This is a genomic window from Mycobacterium sp. OAE908, from assembly GCF_017872775.1.
Taxonomy (GTDB): domain Bacteria; phylum Actinomycetota; class Actinomycetes; order Mycobacteriales; family Mycobacteriaceae; genus Mycobacterium.
The window spans coordinates 1,093,348-1,109,750 of the sequence record NZ_JAGGJL010000001.1; the positions used below are offsets into that span (position 1 = coordinate 1,093,348).

The following is a 16,403-nucleotide window of genomic DNA, read 5'->3' on the forward strand; positions in this document are numbered from 1 at the left end:
GTCGACAAGAATCACAGAGGGCTCTATCATTCGTCAAGTGTCAGATTCGGCGACGAGCGCTCGGCGGAGCAACCGCCGCGGTCAGGCGACGCGGGACGCCATGCTCGACGCGGCGCTGCGCGCCCTGGCGAGCGGTGATGTCGCCGCGGCTTCCGCCAATCGCATCGCCAAGGACGCCGGCGCGACTTGGGGTGCGGTCAAATATCAGTTCGGCGATATCGACGGCTTGTGGGCCGCGGTGTTGCGTCGCACCGCTGAGCGGCGCGGGCAATTGCCTTCACAGGCCACCCCGGATGCGCCGTTGCGCGAGCGGGTGGCCGCCATCATCGACCTCCTCTTCGACGGGTTGTCGGCACCCGATTCGCGCGCGATCGAGACGCTGCGGGCAGCGTTGCCCCGCGATGGCGCGGAGTTGGAGCGGCTCTATCCGAAGACGGCCGCTGAACTCCAATCATGGGGGCGCAGTTGGATCGAAGCGTGCCAAGAGGCGTTCCGCGACGTCGATGTCGATCCCGAACGGGTCCGTGAGGTCGCGTCGTTCATCCCAGGCGCTATGCGGGGCCTCGCCTCGGAGCGCCAACTCGGTTCCTACTACGACCTCGATATGGCGCGGCGTGGCCTGACGAACGCCATCGTGACGTACGTGCAGCGCTCAGATCACCGTGAGCGGCAATGACTTTCGGTGCTCGAAGGTAAACGTCGCGCCGCCGCTGACCCGGACCACCGAAACCTCCGGTAATTCCTTTGCCGCCGTGTCGGTTTCGATGATTCGCGCCGTCCACTCGCTGTCGGTCCCTGCGGCCTCGACGTCGAGTCGCGGGTCGATCGCGGTGACGGCCGCCTGCAGCGGGCGCATCTCGGTCGGTCCGACCAACGACAACCACGCCCCGTCCTCGTGCGCCGCAGAGCGGCGGACGTGCACGGTGTCCGGGCCGAATTCGGCGGTCACGTACGGGGCGGGATTGAACATCGGATGCAGTTCAAGCGTGCGCACCGCACCCTCGATGCCGCCGGGCAGGCCCAGAGCGCGGTGAATACGTTCGGCGGCGATGCCGGCAAGGCCGATGAGCTGTTTGGTGCAGATCTCGGTCGCCAGTTCGGTGTTCGTACCCGCGCGCTTGCCGACCGCGATGACGAACGACAGGTTCAGCAGGTGCATCTGCAGACATACTTCGTCGGCCATCCGCACGAGCGCCGACTGTGAGAACGCGCCGAAGTCGAAGTCGGACACCAAGGCGCCCGAGTAATCCGACTGCCCTTCGTCGTCAGCGTCGATCGGGTCGAGTTCGGTTCGGGCGGCGCGGGTTCGGCGTATCACGTCGAGGACGGGATGGTCCTGCACCTCTGGGTGAGACTCGTCGATGACCACGGTCCACGCGCAGTGGGGGTGGCGGTCGGCAGGCGCCCGCGGCGGGCGGTGAATGGGACGGATCTGCGCCCTGCGGTTGGTGGCCACCGCGGTGGCGTCGAAGGTCGGGTCCTCGATGTCGTGGCACATGCCGCGGACGTACTCCTCGCCCATCGGTTCGACGTCGAGCAGCGCGCCGCAGTGGTCGAGGTGGAACTCACCGTGCCAACGGTCATGCACTGTGTAGCGGAAGTCCATGAATTGCGGGGGCGCGCCGATGTCGAGTTGCAGGCCCTTGAAGATCGTGACGACGTCGTCGCCCTCGTAGTTGAGAGCCTTCTGCATTCGCCTGGTGTAGATCGGGCTGGCGCCCATCCATTCCTCGATCGCGATCTGCAGCATCTCCTCGCGACCGAAATTGCTGATGCACCAAGCCATTCCGGAGCGGTCGATCAGCTGACCGATCAACAGCAGCTCCGGCACCAGCGTCGCGAGCTGCTCCCGCGACAGGCCGGCAAACCTACTTGTCATCGAGACTGCTTCCCGAGTGCATCTTCAGCGCCGCGTCGACGTTCGCCTTCTTGTCCTCGCCCTGCTGCTTCTTCCGCTGCTTTGTCACCTTCGTGACCACGCCGTCGAGCTTGGAACCCAACGGGAATCCGAGGTAGTGGGTAAGGAAGATCGCCATCTCCTTGAGCTCGTCCTCGGTGATCTCGCCGTTGGCGAGCGCGGCGTTGGCCTGGATCTCGGCCAAGTCAGAGATACCGAGAGCGGTCACCACGGTCAGCGTCATGATCCGTTTGTCCCGCATCGACAGGCCGGGGCGCGTCCAGATGGTGCCGAAGAGGTGGTCTGCGGTCAGGGCGAAGTACTCGCCGGGCATGTCCGGCATCTCCCACCCATAGACCTCGTTCATCTTGGCGAGGCCCTTCTTGCGCAGCTCTTCCATTACGACTCCTTCGTATGCGGGACGCCGAGGCTGGCGGCGAAGTTTTGCAGTGCGTATTCCGCCATCGGCAGCTCGACGCCCAATTCCTCACCGAGCGCCAGCGCCAGGCGCAAATCCTTCTCGCCTAACGCGCGGTTGTGCAGGAAGGGTTGATACAGAAAGTGGTCAGGGGCAAGTGGCTTCGCATCGTCGCGCCACATGACCATGCCCGCGCCGCCGCTCTGCTTGTCACTGTGGCGGACGACTTTGCCGAGGTCCTGGCAGTTCACACCTGCTGCGTCGGCGAGCTTCAATGCCTCACCCGCGGCGGTGAAGGAAATGAAGTGCAACATGTTGCGGGCCAGTTTCATTCGGGTACCCGCGCCAGGCTGTCCGGCGTGCACGATGAGCGATGCCCACAGCGAGAACGGCTTCTCGACGAGTTCGAACGCCTCATCACTGGCGCCGACCATCACTGCCAACTCGCCCTTCTTCGCGGCGCGGTCGCCACCGCTGACTGGTGCATCAACGATGTGAATGCCCTCCGAATGCAACTGCTCGGCCAACTCGGCGGCAGTCCCGTCGCTGATCGTGGAGTGGATCGCGATGACGGTGCCGGGCTTCGCATGCGCCGCCAACTCCCCGACAACATCGCGCACCTGCTCGTCGTTGAGCACGGTGACACTGATGACGTCGGCCTCCGCCACGTCGGCCACACTGTCGGCGAGACTGGCGCCGGCTTCGGCCAGCGGCGTCATCGCCTCGGCGCGCACATCGAAAACCACCAGACCGCCGGGCCATTCGACGAGACGCTTGGCCATGGGCGCGCCCTGGTTGCCAAGGCCGATATAGCCGAGCTTGATGTCGTCACTCATGAGCGGATGATCTGTCCGCCGTCGACGTTGAAGATCTGGCCGGTGATCCACTTCGCTTGATCGGACAGCAGGAACAGGCACATGCCGACCAGGTCTTCGGGTTGGCCCATGCGGGACAACGGAATTCCCTTGACGATGTCGGCAACCATCTCCTGCGGCGTCGTGGTCCGGTTCGCCTCGGTGTCGATGGGACCGGGCGCGATCGCGTTGACCCGGATGTTCTGCCCGCCGAGCTCAGTGGCCAGCTGCTGGGTGAGGCCGTTGACGCCGACCTTCGCCAGACCGTAGAAGTTCGAGTACAGCCAGGCCGCCGTCGAGGACTGATTGACGATGGCGCCGCCACCGCGCTTGGCCATCTTTCGATACACCGCGCGAGTGCACACCAGGGCACCGTCCATATTCACGCTCATGAACTTCTTGTAGTAGTCCCAGTCGACGGTGATCAGGAAGTCCAGCTTCATGCCGCCGAAGATCGCCGCATTGTTGACCAGATAGTCGATGCCACCGAACTCCGAAAGCGTCTGCGCGGCCATCTCTTTCGCTGAGTCCGGATCGGACACATCCACTCGGACCGCCAGCGCGTTGCCGCCCTCGCCCTTGATCCCGTCGGCGACCTTCTGCGCGCCCTCGGTGTTGATGTCGGCCACCACCACCGCAGCGCCCTCGCGGGCCAGCGCCTCGGCGTAGGCCTGGCCGATGCCGCCACCGGCGCCGGTGACGATCGCGACCTTTTCGTCGAACTGCATATCTTTCCTTTCCGCCGAGCGTGGACTTGATGCACGTTTTTCGCCGTTAGGCGTGCGGGTAACCCACGTTCGGCGGGTCAAATTGCTGTGGCAATGGCCTTGGTCTCGAGGTACTCCTCGAAACCCGCCAGGCCCATCTCCCGGCCGATGCCGGACTGCTTGTATCCCCCGAACGGCATGTCGGCGGAGTACCAGACGCCGCCGTTGACATTGACGGTGCCGACGCGCATCCGCGCGGCGATGCCCGCGGCACGGTCCGGATCGGCCGAGAACACGGTGCCGGACAGCCCGTACGGCGAATCATTGGCGATCCGCACCGCGTCGTCGTCGCCGTCGTGCGCGATCACCGTCAACACCGGGCCGAAGATCTCCTCACGTGCGACCTTCGCGTTGTTGTCAAGGCCCGCAATGACTGTCGGCTCGATGAAGAAGCCGGTGTCGCGGTCGGCGGGCCTGCCGCCGCCGCAGGCGAACTTGCCGCCCTCGTCGGTGGCCGAGTCCAGATAGCCCTGAACGCGGTCCCGCTGCCGCGCGGAGATCAACGGCCCGCAGACGGTGCCGGGGTCTGTCGGATCGCCCGGCTTGATCGAGCCCATGGTTGCCGCCGCAGCCTCGACCGCCTCGTTGTAACGCGCTCGCGGCACCACCAGCCGGGTCGTGATCGCGCAGCCCTGACCGGCGTGCATCGATGCAGTGAACGCCGACATCGAACACGCGCCGGCCAGATCCGCGTCGTCGAGCACGAGGAAGGCCGACTTGCCACCGAGTTCAAGGAAGACCTTCTTGAGTGTCGCGGCGCCGTCGGCCATCACTGCGCGTCCGGTGGCCGTCGACCCGGTGAACGAAACCATGTCCACGCGTGGGTCTTTCGACAGCAGCGCGCCGACGCCGTGGTCGCTGGAGGTGACGATGTTGAGCACGCCGGGCGGGATGTCGGTGTGCTCAGCGATCAACTCGCCGAGGATGGCGGCACACCATGGCGTGTCCGGCGCCGGCTTGAGGACGACGGTGTTGCCCGCCGCCAGCGCCGGGCCGAGCTTGGCCAGGTTGATCTGATGCGGGAAGTTCCATGGGGTGATGGCACCCACGACGCCGACGGCTTCCCGTGCGACGGTGCGGTGCGTCTTGATGCCCATCGGCTCGGCGATGCCGAAGTCGGTTGTCCACTGGTAGGACTCGGCGGTGTCGGCGCAGAAACTCAGGTCGGCGATCGGACCTTCCAGCTGCGCCATCGAGGTCAGCATGACTGGGGCACCGACTTCGGCAATGGTCAGCTCGCGTAGTTCCTCGACGTTCTTGGTGAGCGCCTCCTGCAGCTGGCGCACACACCGCACCCGCAACTCGACGTTGGTCGACCAGTCCGTCTCGTCGAACGCGCGGCGAGCTGCCTCGATCGCCCGGTCCATGTCGTCGACGGTCGCGTCGGCGGCCATTCCGAGCACCTCTTCGGTGGCGGGATTGATCGTCGGAAACGTGCCCCCACTACCGGCAACCAGCTTCCCGTCGATGAACAGCTGACTCTGGCGATCGCTGCGCAGGCCCATGACCAACTCTCCGCTTCTTTGCTGGACAACTGTCCGACTTGGCTTATCCGAACGATAGCCCGCGAAGCGTCCTTGTTGCAAGCATGACCCGATTCACCTGCGTACTTGCCTATCGGCCATCCGGTCAGATAACTTGGACATGTGTCCAGCGATGCCGTGGCAGCCGTCACAGAACAGCCACGCAACCGCCGCCAGGAGGAGACGTTCCGCAAGGTGCTCGCCGCCGGCGTCGAAATGCTGCGCGAGTCGTCATATGCCGATCTGACGGTGCGGGCGGTGGCCGCCCGCGCCAAGGTCGCCCCGGCGACCGCCTACACCTACTTCTCGTCCAAGAACCATCTGATTGCCGAGGTGTACCTGGACCTCGTCCGGCAAGTGCCGTACTTCACCGACGTCAACGACACCCGCACCAGTCGCGTCGAGCAGGCGCTGCGTGCGCTGACACTGATGATCGCCGACGAGCCGGAGGTCGCGGCCGCGTGCACGACGGCGCTGCTGAGCAATGGCGATCAGGCCGTGCGCGCGGTGCGCGATCGCATCGGCGCGGAGATCCACAAGCGCATCCGGTCGGCGGTCGGCCCAGACGCCGACCCACGCACGGTTTCCGCGCTCGAGATGACGTATTTCGGCGCGCTGGTCCATGCGGGCAGCGGCGTCGTCACGTACCACCAGATCGCCGACCGCCTCACCTACGTCGTCGGCCTCATCCTGGGAGAAGAAGAGTGACCGTAAGCGACCTCGTGCTCGATCCGTACGACTACGACTTCCACGAAGACCCGTACCCGTACTACCAGCGGCTGCGCGACGAAGCTCCGCTGTATCACAATGAGGAGCTCGGGTTTTGGGCGTTGTCGCGGCACAGTGACGTGCTGCAGGGTTTCCGCAACAGCACGACGCTGTCGAACAAGTTCGGCGTTTCGCTCGACCCGGCGTCACGTGGCCCGCACGCATCCAAGACCATGTCGTTTCTCGCGATGGACGATCCCGCGCACTTGCGGTTGCGCACCCTGGTCTCCAAGGGTTTCACCCCGCGGCGCATCCGCGAACTGGAACCACGAGTCACCGAGATCGCCATTCAGCACCTCGACATCGCTTTGCAGTCAGAGACTTTCGACTACGTCGACGAATTCGCGGGCAAGCTCCCGATGGACGTCATCTCCGAATTGATGGGCGTTCCCCAGCCCGACCGGGCTCAGGTCCGTGCTTGGGCCGACGGTGTCATGCACCGCGACGAAGGCGTCACCGACGTGCCGCAAGCGGCGGTCGAGGCGTCCATCAACCTGATCGTCTACTACCAGGAGATGGTCGCCGAGCGTCGCAAGAAGCCCACCGACGACCTGACGACGGCGCTGCTGGAGGCCGAGATCGACGGCGACCGGTTGACCGACGACGAGATTCTGGGCTTCATGTTCCTGATGGTCATCGCGGGCAACGAGACCACCACCAAACTGCTTGCCAACGCGGCGTTCTGGGGGCACAAGAACCCTGACCAGCTGACGCCCGTCTACGACGACCTGGAGCGGGTGCCGTTGTGGGTCGAGGAGACGCTGCGTTACGACACCTCCAGTCAGATCCTCGCGCGCACCGTCTCCGGAGACCTGACGCTGTATGACACCACCATTCCCGACGGCGACGTCCTGTTGCTCCTGCCGGGTTCGGCCCACCGCGACGAGCGAGTCTTCACCAACCCCGACGACTACCTCATCGGACGCGAAATCGGGTCCAAACTCATGAGTTTCGGCAGCGGTGCCCACTTCTGCCTCGGCGCGCACTTGGCGCGAATGGAGGCTCGGGTGGCGCTGGCCGAGTTGTTCAAGCGAATCCGCGGATATGAAGTCGACGAGGCCAACGCCGTCCGCGTCCACTCCAGTAACGTCCGCGGATTCGCTCATCTACCGATCACCGTGGAGACCCGCTGAATGCCCCGCTTTGAACCGCTGCCCAAGCGCAGACCAGCCATCGTCGCCGGCGCCTCGTCCGGGATCGGCGAAGCCACCGCGATCGAGCTTGCCGCGCACGGCTTTCCCGTCGCACTCGGCGCTCGCCGCGTCGAGAAGCTCGACGAAATCGTCGGCAAGATCCGCGCCGACGGCGGCGAGGCCGTTGGTTTCCACCTCGACGTCACCGACCCCGGCTCGGTCAAATCCTTTGTCTCGCAATCGGTCGAGGCGCTCGGTGAGATCGAGGTACTGGTGGCGGGCGCCGGTGACACCTACTTCGGCAAGCTGGCTGACATCAGCACCGACGAGTTCGAGTCGCAGCTGCAGATCCACCTGGTCGGCGCCAACCGGCTGGCCGCCGCGGTGCTGCCCGGCATGATCGAGCGCCAGCGTGGTGACCTGATCTTCGTGGGCTCCGACGTCGCACTTCGTCAGCGCCCGCACATGGGTGCCTACGGCGCGGCCAAGGCCGCACTGGTCGCGATGGTCACCAACTTCCAGATGGAACTCGAAGGCACCGGCGTCCGTGCCTCGATCGTGCATCCCGGCCCGACCAAGACCAACATGGGTTGGAGCCTGCCCGCCGAGTTGATCGGTCCAGCCCTCGAAGACTGGGCCAAATGGGGCCAGGCCCGTCACGACTACTTCCTGCGGGCGGCGGATCTCGCGCGGGCCATCACGTTCGTCGCCGAGACGCCGCGTGGCGGGTTCATCGCGAACATGGAACTGCAGCCCGAGGCGCCGTTGGCCGACAAGAAGGACCGGCAGAAACTTGCGCTTGGCGAGGAAGGAATGCCACCGGTATGACCACCGCAATTGTGCCCCGGGTGTCCGGGGGCGAAGAAGAGCACGGCCACCTCGAGGAATTCCGCACCGACCCAATCGGTTTGATGAAACGCATCCGCGAGGAATGCGGCGATGTCGGCTGGTTCCAACTCGTCGACAAGCACGTGATCTTCCTGTCCGGCGCGGAGGCCAACGAGTTCTTCTTCCGCTCTGCCGACGAAGATCTCGACCAGGCCGAGGCCTACCCGTTCATGACGCCGATCTTCGGCAAGGGTGTGGTGTTCGACGCCAGCCCCGAGCGGCGCAAGGAGATGCTGCACAACTCGGCGCTGCGCGGGGAGCAGATGAAGGGCCACGCCGCGACCATCGAGGGCGAAGTCAAGAAGATGATCGCCGACTGGGGCGACGAAGGCGAGATCGAACTGCTCGACTTCTTCGCCGAGCTGACCATATACACCTCGACCGCGTGCCTGATCGGGTTGAAGTTCCGCGAACAGCTCGACCACAGGTTCGCCGAGTACTACCACGACCTGGAGCGCGGCACCGATCCGCTGTGCTATGTCGACCCGTACCTGCCGATCGAGAGCTTCAGGCGCCGCGACGAGGCCCGCGTGAAACTCGTTGCGCTGGTGCAGGAGATCATGGACCAGCGGTTGGCCAATCCGCCGAAGGACAAGGCCGACCGCGACATGCTCGACGTGCTGGTGTCGATCCGCGACGAGGACGGAAACCCCCGGTTCTCCGCCGACGAGGTCACCGGCATGTTCATCTCGCTGATGTTCGCAGGCCACCACACCAGCTCAGGAACATCGGCGTGGACGCTGATCGAACTGATCCGCAATCCCGAAATCTACGCCGAGGTGCGCGACGAACTCGACGAGCTCTACGCCGACGGCCAAGAGGTCAGTTTCCATGCGCTGCGCCAGATTCCGAAGCTGGACAACGTCGTCAAGGAGACGCTTCGGCTGCATCCACCGCTGATCATCTTGATGCGGGTCGCCCAGGGCGAGTTCGAAGTGCAGGGCTTTCCGATTCACAAGGGTGACTTCGTCGCCGCGTCTCCCGCTGTCTCCAACCGGATCCCCGAGGACTTCCCCGACCCGGACGCCTTCATCCCCGATCGCTACAACAAGCCCGAACAGGCCGACATCGCCAACCGCTGGACCTGGATCCCGTTCGGCGCGGGACGGCACCGCTGCGTCGGCGCCGCGTTCGCCCAGATGCAGATCAAGGCGATCTTCTCGGTGTTGTTGCGCGAGTACGAGTTCGAGATGGCGCAGCCCGCCGACTCGTACCGCAATGACCACTCGAAGATGGTGGTGCAACTGGAGCGCCCGGCCAAAGCACGCTACCGCAGGCGCGCCAAGTAGGAGGAGACCATGGGTTTTCGGATCGAGGTCGACTTGGATCTCTGCCAGGGCCACGCCATGTGCGAGGTCGAGGCGCCCGACTACTTCACGGTGCCCAAACGGGGGAAGGTCGAAATCCTCAATACAGAACCGCCGGAACACGATCGGGCCCAGATCGAACAAGCCGTGTGGGCCTGTCCCACGCAAGCACTGTCCATCAAAGAAGATAAGGACTGACTATGCCGTCATTGCCCCGAGAAGAACTCGACAACTGGGTCGAGCAGTGGCTTGCGGTCAACCGCGACTGCGAAAAGAACGGTGACTGGCGACCTCTCGCCGACTTCTACACAGACGACGCCACCTACGGCTGGAACATCGGCCCGAAGGAAGACGTGATGTGCGTCGGCATCGATGAAATCCGCGACGTCGCCTTGGGTCTGGAGATGCAGGGCCTGGAGAACTGGCGCTACGAGTATCAGAAGGTGATCGTCGACGACAAGCTCGGCGAGATCGTCGGCTTCTGGAAGCAGATCGTGGACAAAGCCGACGGCACGCAGGACGAGATCTACGGCATCGGCGGCAGCTGGTTCCGGCTGAACGCGAACCTGAAGATCGAGTGGCAGCGTGACTTCTTCGACTTCGGCCACGTCTCCAAGATGTTCATGAAGCTGATCGAATCCGGTGACCTCAGCGCGGGCATGCAGAAGCGGATCGAACGCTCGCTGGCCGGGGAGAAGCTGCCCGGCTACTACCCGCTCGGGCAAGCGCCGGTGCCCATCTGGTGACTCCCGGCCAAGCGGTTGCTTGGGGGCGGGTGTGACGCACCTAACTAATGGCTCTAGTCTGTGGTCAGTGGCACTAGCGGAAGGCACCTGAGGATGAAGACAAAAGGCGCTCTCATCTGGGAGTTCAACCAGCCGTGGTCGATCGAGGAGATCGAGATCGGCGACCCCGTCAAGGACGAGGTGAAGATCCAGATGGAGGCGTCGGGGATGTGCCACTCCGACCATCATCTGGTCACTGGCGGCATCCCGATGGGCGGCTTCCCGGTGCTCGGCGGCCATGAGGGAGCCGGCATCGTCACCGAGGTCGGGCCCGGCGTCGAGGAAGTCGCCCCCGGCGACCACGTCGTGCTGTCCTTCATCCCGTCGTGCGGGCACTGTCCGTCGTGTCAGGCCGGGCTGCGCAATCTGTGCGATTTGGGGGCAGGACTTCTCAACGGCGCGGCCGTCTCCGACGGCACCTTCCGGATCCAGGCCAAGGGCCAGAACGTTTTCCCGATGACGCTGCTTGGCACCTTCTCGCCGTACATGGTCGTGCACAAGAGCTCTGTGGTGAAGATCGACCCGTCGATCCCGTTCGAGGTCGCCGCTCTGGTGGGTTGCGGCGTGACCACCGGCTACGGCTCGGCGGTACGCACCGCTGACATCCGGCCCGGCCAGGACGTCGCGGTCGTCGGCGTCGGCGGCGTCGGCATGTCAGCCCTTCAGGGTGCGGTCAATGCGGGCGCTCGGCACATCTTCGTCATCGAGCCCGTCGAGTGGAAGCGCGACGCGGCGCTGAAATTCGGTGCCACCCATGCATATCCGGACATCAACACCGCGCTGATGGGCATCGCCGAGGTCACCGCGGGATTCATGGCCCACAAAGTCATCGTCACCGTCGGCGAGCTCCACGGGGAAGACATCGACAACTACCTGATGATCACCGCCAAGGGCGGCACCTGCGTCGCGACCGCGATCGGCAGTCTGCTCGACACCCAGGTGACGCTCAACCTCGCGATGCTCACGCTGATGCAGAAGAACCTGCAGGGCACCATCTTCGGCGGCGGCAACCCGCACTACGACATTCCGCAGCTGCTGTCGATGTACAAGGTAGGCAAGCTCAACATCGACGACATGATCACCCGTCAGTACAAGCTGGAGCAGATCAACGAGGGCTACCAGGACATGCTGGACGGCAAGAACATTCGCGGCGTGATCCGCTACACCGACGACGACCGGTAGCGGTGGCCCGCGGGTTCACCCACTTGTTGCAGCCGGGCCGGATCGGCTCGATGACGCTGCGCAACCGCTTCGTCATGTCTCCGATGGAGACCATGTACGGAACGCCGGACGGCCTACCCGCGGAGCGCACGCGTGCCTACTTCGCCGCCCGGGCGAAGGGAGGCGTCGGGCTGATCACCGTGGGCGCCACCGGAATCGACCCCAAACACCCCGAGACGCCCGGCGGCCTGCACCTTGGCACCGACGCGGCCGTCGACGCCCACCGCGCACTGGTTGACGCGGTGCACGAACACGGCGCCAAGATCCAGCCGCAGATCGTGCACGCCGGACCCGACGGGCTGGGACAGGAGATGTACGGCGTTACTTCCATTGGGCCGTCGGTTATTCCGTCGTACCTGACCGGTAGGCCGTCGGCGGAGGTCACCCATGAACAGCTCGTCGAGGTGTTCGACTTGTTCAAAGCGGCGGTTCGTCGAGCGGCCGAAGCCGGCTACGACGGCATCGAACTACATGCCGCGCACGGCTACATGTTCCTCGGCTCATTCCTGGCGCCGCAGCGCAACCGCCGCACCGACGACTACCGCGGCGACTCGGTCAAGGGCCGCATCCGCGTCGTCGTCGAGGCGCTGGCCGCCATCAGATCCGAGATCGGTGACGCACTGCCGATCACGCTGCGCATCTCCGGGTATGAGCGGGTCGCAGGCGGTCGACCGATGTTCGAAACCGCCCAGGTGGCACCGCAATTGGTAGCCGCCGGTGTGAACGCCTTCCACGTCAGCGGCGGCGTGATCGACCGGCTCGTAACCGGCATGGTCAACTCCTCAGACGACGGCGACGCGCTCAACGTCGGCGCGGCTGCCGCGGTCAAGCAAGTCGTCGATGTGCCGGTCATCGCTGTCGGACGCATCCACGACCCCGAGCGTGCCGAGCAGATTCTCGCCGACGGGCGCGCGGACTTCATCGCGATGGGCCGTCCGATGCTCGCCGACCCCGAGCTGCCGAACAAAGTCGCCTCCGGTCACGCCGACCGCGTGCGTAAGTGCATCTCGTGCGAAAACTGCATCGACGCCATGGAACAACGCTTCTCTGTCGACTGCGCCGTCAATCCCCGTACCGGCAAGGAACGCGAACTGGCCGCACCCCGCGCGTCGCGCGCCAAGAACGTGGTGGTGATCGGCAGCGGACCGGCAGGCATGGAGGCGGCGCGGGTCGCCGCCGAGCGCGGCCACCGTGTCACGCTCTTCGAGCGCGACACCCAGACCGGCGGCGCGCTGCTGTGGGCGTCGATCCTGCACCCAGAGAACGAGCCGTTCTTGCGGTGGCTGCGCGATGAGGTCAGCCGCAGCGATGTGAATGTCGAGCTGGGACAAGCCGTTTCAGCCGACGACGTCGTCGCCCTGCAGCCAGACGCCGTGGTGGTGGCCAACGGTGGCCAGGTCGTCGTGCCCAGCATCGCAGGCAGCGCGCTGCCGCATGTGCAGACAGGACAAGCGCTTCGTGAACAGTTCGGCGGATGGCGGCAGCGGCTGGTCCGCCCCAGGGCGGTGCGCGTGGCGTCGAAGGCATGGATGCCGCTCGGCCGCCGTGTCGTGATCATCGGCGCCGACCTCGTCGCGCTGGAGCTCGCCGAGTTCCTCGCCGCGCGTGGTCGGCTCGTCTCGGTGCTGGAGACAGGCAAGACCATCGCGCCCGAACTGGGCAACAAGCGCAAGACCGAACACATGGACCGGCTCGACCGGTCGGGAGTAACGGTGCACGTGTGCGTCGCGGTGGAGCAGATCGCGCCAGACGGCGTGGATTTCACGCCGTATGGCGGCAGCAGCCGCAGGCTCGCTGCGGACAGCGTCGTCGTTGCAGGCACGCTACAACCGAACACGGAACTGTACGAAAAGCTCGTCGCCGCCCTGCCCGATGCCGCTGTGCACGCCGCGGGGGACTGCACTGGGCTCGGGCTGATCCGCAAGGCCACCGAGGACGGCGCCCGCGCCGCCTGCGCCATCTAACAAGAGGAGTGAAATGAGTCAGGAGACCATGCAAAAGCCAGCTGAAAAGACGCCCGTCGTCGCCGCATCGGAGTCGTCATGGCGCTGCGTGCAATCCGGCGACCGGGACGGCTGGCTGGCGCTGATGGCCGACGACGTCATGATCGAGGACCCGATCGGCGACGCGTTCACCAATCCTGGCGGCACCGGTGTGCGCGGCAAAGAGGCCGTTGCCGCCTTCTACGACGCGAACATCGGCCCGAACAAGCTCACGGTCACTCGGGAAGAGACATTCCCGTCGAGCTCACCGACCGAGATCGCCTACATTCTGGTGCTGCGCACCGAGTTTCCTAACGGCATGGTTGCCACCGTGCGCGGCGCGTTCACCTACAAGGTCAACGACGCCGGGCTGATCACCAACCTGCGCGGCTACTGGAACATGGACGCCATGCAGTTCACTGAGCCGGACAAGAAGGATTAGCGCGCTTCTGGCAGGCCGCGGAGCCGTCGTGGTCGGCGGCACCCGAGGAGTCGGTCTCGCGGTGGCCGAATTGCTGGCCGCGCACGGCGCCGGCGTGGTGGTCAACGGACGCGACGGGGGCACGGCCGCCGAAGCGGCCCAACGCATCACCGGCGCTGTCGCATTCGCGGGTTCTCCTACCGAACCCGCCGTCGCTGACGCGTTGATCGACACCTGCGTCCAAGAGTTCGGCCGGATCGACATCCTGGTGAACTGCGCGGGCACCGCCGGGCTGGCCAGCGAGTCGATACTCACCGTGACCAGTGCACAGTTCCGCGACCTGGTCGACGCGCACCTCGGCACGACCTTCGAGACGTGTCGCGCTGCGGCGCCGAAAATGGTTGCGCAGGGCGGCGGTTCGATCATCAACAGCAGCTCGTTCGCCTACCTCGGCGACTACGGCGGCACCGGCTACCCGGCTGGCAAGGGCGGTGTCAACGGGCTGACGATGGCGATCGCGGCCGAGCTGAAGGAGCACGACGTGCGCGCGAACGTCGTGTGCCCTGGCGCGAAGACGCGGCTGTCGACAGGCCCTGAGTACGAAGACCACATCGTCGCGTTGCACCGCCGCGGTCTGCTCGACGACACCAGCATGCAGGCGGCGCTCGACGCTCCGCCAGCCGAGTTCGTGGCACCGGCGTACGCGTATCTGGCCAGCGATCTCGCCAAGGGCATCACGGGTCAGATCTTCATCGCCGCAGGTGGTTTCGTCGGCCGCTTCGACCGTCCGAAACCGTCGATCGTTGCGTACCGGGACCACAATGAGTCGCCGCCATGGTCGGTGAACGAACTCGACGAGATGATCCGCACAGCCGACTAGCGACAGCTCAGCTACGCCGTTTCCTCATGCACCTGCCTCTCGGCGTCGGGCCGCAGCGGAATCACGTTGTCGCCGGTAGCGACTTCCAAAGTGTGCAAATCGTGTCCGTGCGCCGTCTTGTCCCAGAAATGCCGCTTCGTCGGCGTCATGAGCTCGTAGACCGCCTTCACCAGTGACACCACGGTCAGCATCTGCCAGATTCCGCACAACACCAAGAGCATGTATTTGACCGTGCTGAACCCTTTACGCTTGTTGGCTGCAGCTACATGCTGCAGGAAAAGCGCGAAGTTGCCGAAAACGAGCAGTAGCACGCCCAGATAGAGCAACAACACGGGAAAGAGCTTTTCGATGCCGGGCGATCGAGTGGCGAAGTAGACGAACGTCAAGACCCAGGACAATGCGCTGAGCAGAATGCTCAATGGTGTTCCGATCAAGAACAATTCGTAAACGAACCACCGGCGCAGACCCATGTGGCGGATGGTGCGCAACGGCCTGCGCATGAAGATCAGCGCGGTTTGAATGTAGCCCTTGAGCCACCGCGAACGCTGGCCGATCAAGGTAGGCACCGTCGTAGTCGCGATCTCGTACGTGACGCTGTCGAGCATGGCGATCTTATAGCCGTGCAGCGCCAACGCGCCCGCCAAGTCGGCATCCTCGGTGACGTTGTACATGTCCCATATCCCGATCCACTTGGCGTCGCGGGGCAGCCGACTCCTGCTGATGCCGACACGGATCAACGGTTCAAAGCGGAAGTGATTGGACGTGCCGCCGAGTGGGGGTACCAGGCCGAGGTGTGCGAGTCCGGGCAGCACCCATTCGAAGTGGATCGCGTACTCCACCCACATCAACCGCGACACCCAGCTGCTGGTCTGGTTGGAGAACGCCAATCGCGCCTGCAAGCAGACAACGCCCGGGTCGATCTTCTCGTAGGCGCGGAATGCACCCGCGGCCTTGAGCAGCTGGCTCGGCTCCGGGCGGTCCTCCGCGTCGTACACAACGCAAAGGCCGGCCCTGAACTTCTTCGACTTGTCCTGAAGGACCTTGTGCGCACCGTAGTTCAGGGCACGCTGCTTGCCGTAGGGCTTGACCGGCGGCACTTCGACGACCTCGACATAATCCGGCAGCTTGGCCTCGTCGATTGCGGCACGAGTCTGCGGGTCGCGATCGCGGGTTTCGACAAGCAGCATCACCCGCAATTTGTCTCTCGGATAAAGCAATTCATTCAGCCCCCGTATCATCGGCGGTATCATCGCTGCTTCCTGGTACAAGGGCACGAAGATGGTGTAACGCGGCAGGTCTGGGTCGGTGACGTCCGGCACGACGTAGTCCGGATGCCGATACCGCGTCGACGCCCACCATGCGCCCATCTTGAAGAGACCGACGAAAACGGCGAAGAACGTCAGCACCAGTGCGACAACCACTTTCGCCGCGGTCAGCGGGGCGACAATTGTGAACGCGACGACCAGGACAATCACCGTCGCGAAGAAGATCAGTTGGCCGGTATTGACGACAGCGGCGGCGGTGTAGCGCACCGGACGCGCGGCGGCTTGCGTGACCAT

Annotated in this window: 17 protein-coding genes; 11 read left to right on the plus strand and 6 right to left on the minus strand. The window is 64.8% G+C overall.

What is annotated here, in order from left to right; all coding sequences use genetic code 11:
- Nucleotides 1-37 precede the first annotated feature (37 nt).
- A complete protein-coding gene (locus J3E61_RS05280) occupies nt 38-676 on the plus strand; it encodes a TetR family transcriptional regulator (protein ID WP_210082855.1) in 639 nt (212 codons plus the stop codon).
- Here J3E61_RS05280 and J3E61_RS05285 read toward each other — a convergent pair.
- The 5 genes from J3E61_RS05285 to J3E61_RS05305 all read right to left on the minus strand — a co-directional run bounded on the left by J3E61_RS05285 (nt 653) and on the right by J3E61_RS05305 (nt 5,441).
- Nucleotides 653-1,879 carry a hypothetical protein gene (locus J3E61_RS05285; RefSeq protein WP_210082856.1) on the minus strand — a complete coding sequence of 409 codons (1,227 nt, stop codon included), beginning with the start codon at nt 1,877-1,879 and terminating at the stop codon, nt 653-655. The genes J3E61_RS05280 and J3E61_RS05285 overlap by 24 nt on opposite strands.
- Nucleotides 1,869-2,297: a carboxymuconolactone decarboxylase family protein gene (locus tag J3E61_RS05290; protein WP_192724230.1), complete on the minus strand. Its 429-nt coding sequence runs from the start codon at nt 2,295-2,297 to the stop codon at nt 1,869-1,871. Before J3E61_RS05290 ends, J3E61_RS05285 begins: the two co-directional genes overlap by 11 nt.
- The gene (locus J3E61_RS05295) at nt 2,297-3,151 is read right to left on the minus strand and encodes an NAD(P)-dependent oxidoreductase (protein WP_210082857.1); all 855 of its coding nucleotides are present in this window, start codon (nt 3,149-3,151) and stop codon (nt 2,297-2,299) included. Before J3E61_RS05295 ends, J3E61_RS05290 begins: the two co-directional genes overlap by 1 nt.
- On the minus strand, nt 3,148-3,897 hold the full coding sequence (locus J3E61_RS05300; RefSeq protein ID WP_192724232.1) for an SDR family oxidoreductase: 750 nt from the start codon (nt 3,895-3,897) through the stop codon (nt 3,148-3,150). The genes J3E61_RS05295 and J3E61_RS05300 overlap by 4 nt, the downstream gene beginning before the upstream one ends.
- 77 nt (nt 3,898-3,974) lie before the next feature.
- On the minus strand, nt 3,975-5,441 hold the full coding sequence (locus J3E61_RS05305; RefSeq protein ID WP_192724233.1) for an aldehyde dehydrogenase: 1,467 nt from the start codon (nt 5,439-5,441) through the stop codon (nt 3,975-3,977).
- 141 nt (nt 5,442-5,582) lie between these two features.
- Between J3E61_RS05305 and J3E61_RS05310 the strand changes: the two genes are divergently transcribed.
- The 10 genes from J3E61_RS05310 to J3E61_RS05355 all read left to right on the plus strand — a co-directional run bounded on the left by J3E61_RS05310 (nt 5,583) and on the right by J3E61_RS05355 (nt 14,844).
- Nucleotides 5,583-6,167: a TetR family transcriptional regulator gene (locus J3E61_RS05310; protein WP_192724234.1), complete on the plus strand. Its 585-nt coding sequence runs from the start codon at nt 5,583-5,585 to the stop codon at nt 6,165-6,167.
- A complete protein-coding gene (locus J3E61_RS05315; protein ID WP_210082858.1) occupies nt 6,164-7,360 on the plus strand; it encodes a cytochrome P450 in 1,197 nt (398 codons plus the stop codon). Before J3E61_RS05310 ends, J3E61_RS05315 begins: the two co-directional genes overlap by 4 nt.
- Nucleotides 7,361-8,188 (plus strand): SDR family oxidoreductase, encoded by an 828-nt coding sequence (locus J3E61_RS05320; RefSeq protein WP_210082859.1) that lies wholly within the window; start codon nt 7,361-7,363, stop codon nt 8,186-8,188.
- On the plus strand, nt 8,185-9,537 hold the full coding sequence (locus J3E61_RS05325; protein ID WP_192724237.1) for a cytochrome P450: 1,353 nt from the start codon (nt 8,185-8,187) through the stop codon (nt 9,535-9,537). Before J3E61_RS05320 ends, J3E61_RS05325 begins: the two co-directional genes overlap by 4 nt.
- Nucleotides 9,538-9,546: 9 nt before the next feature.
- On the plus strand, nt 9,547-9,753 hold the full coding sequence (locus J3E61_RS05330; RefSeq protein WP_210082860.1) for a ferredoxin: 207 nt from the start codon (nt 9,547-9,549) through the stop codon (nt 9,751-9,753).
- Nucleotides 9,754-9,755: 2 nt separating this feature from the next.
- On the plus strand, nt 9,756-10,301 hold the full coding sequence (locus J3E61_RS05335; protein ID WP_210082861.1) for a nuclear transport factor 2 family protein: 546 nt from the start codon (nt 9,756-9,758) through the stop codon (nt 10,299-10,301).
- Between the two features lie 93 nt (nt 10,302-10,394).
- Entirely contained in the window at nt 10,395-11,522 is a 1,128-nt protein-coding gene (locus J3E61_RS05340) for an NDMA-dependent alcohol dehydrogenase (protein WP_192724240.1), read from the plus strand.
- 50 nt (nt 11,523-11,572) lie between these two features.
- Nucleotides 11,573-13,525, plus strand: coding sequence for an FAD-dependent oxidoreductase (locus J3E61_RS05345; RefSeq protein WP_210085440.1), 1,953 nt, complete (start codon nt 11,573-11,575; stop codon nt 13,523-13,525).
- A gap of 13 nt (nt 13,526-13,538) precedes the next feature.
- Nucleotides 13,539-13,985, plus strand: coding sequence for a nuclear transport factor 2 family protein (locus J3E61_RS05350; protein ID WP_210082862.1), 447 nt, complete (start codon nt 13,539-13,541; stop codon nt 13,983-13,985).
- 28 nt (nt 13,986-14,013) lie between these two features.
- A complete protein-coding gene (locus tag J3E61_RS05355; protein WP_210082863.1) occupies nt 14,014-14,844 on the plus strand; it encodes an SDR family oxidoreductase in 831 nt (276 codons plus the stop codon).
- A gap of 11 nt (nt 14,845-14,855) precedes the next feature.
- Here the strand turns inward: J3E61_RS05355 and J3E61_RS05360 are convergent, their stop codons facing one another.
- Nucleotides 14,856-16,403, minus strand: a complete 1,548-nt coding sequence (locus J3E61_RS05360) for a glycosyltransferase (protein WP_210082864.1) — start codon at nt 16,401-16,403, stop codon at nt 14,856-14,858.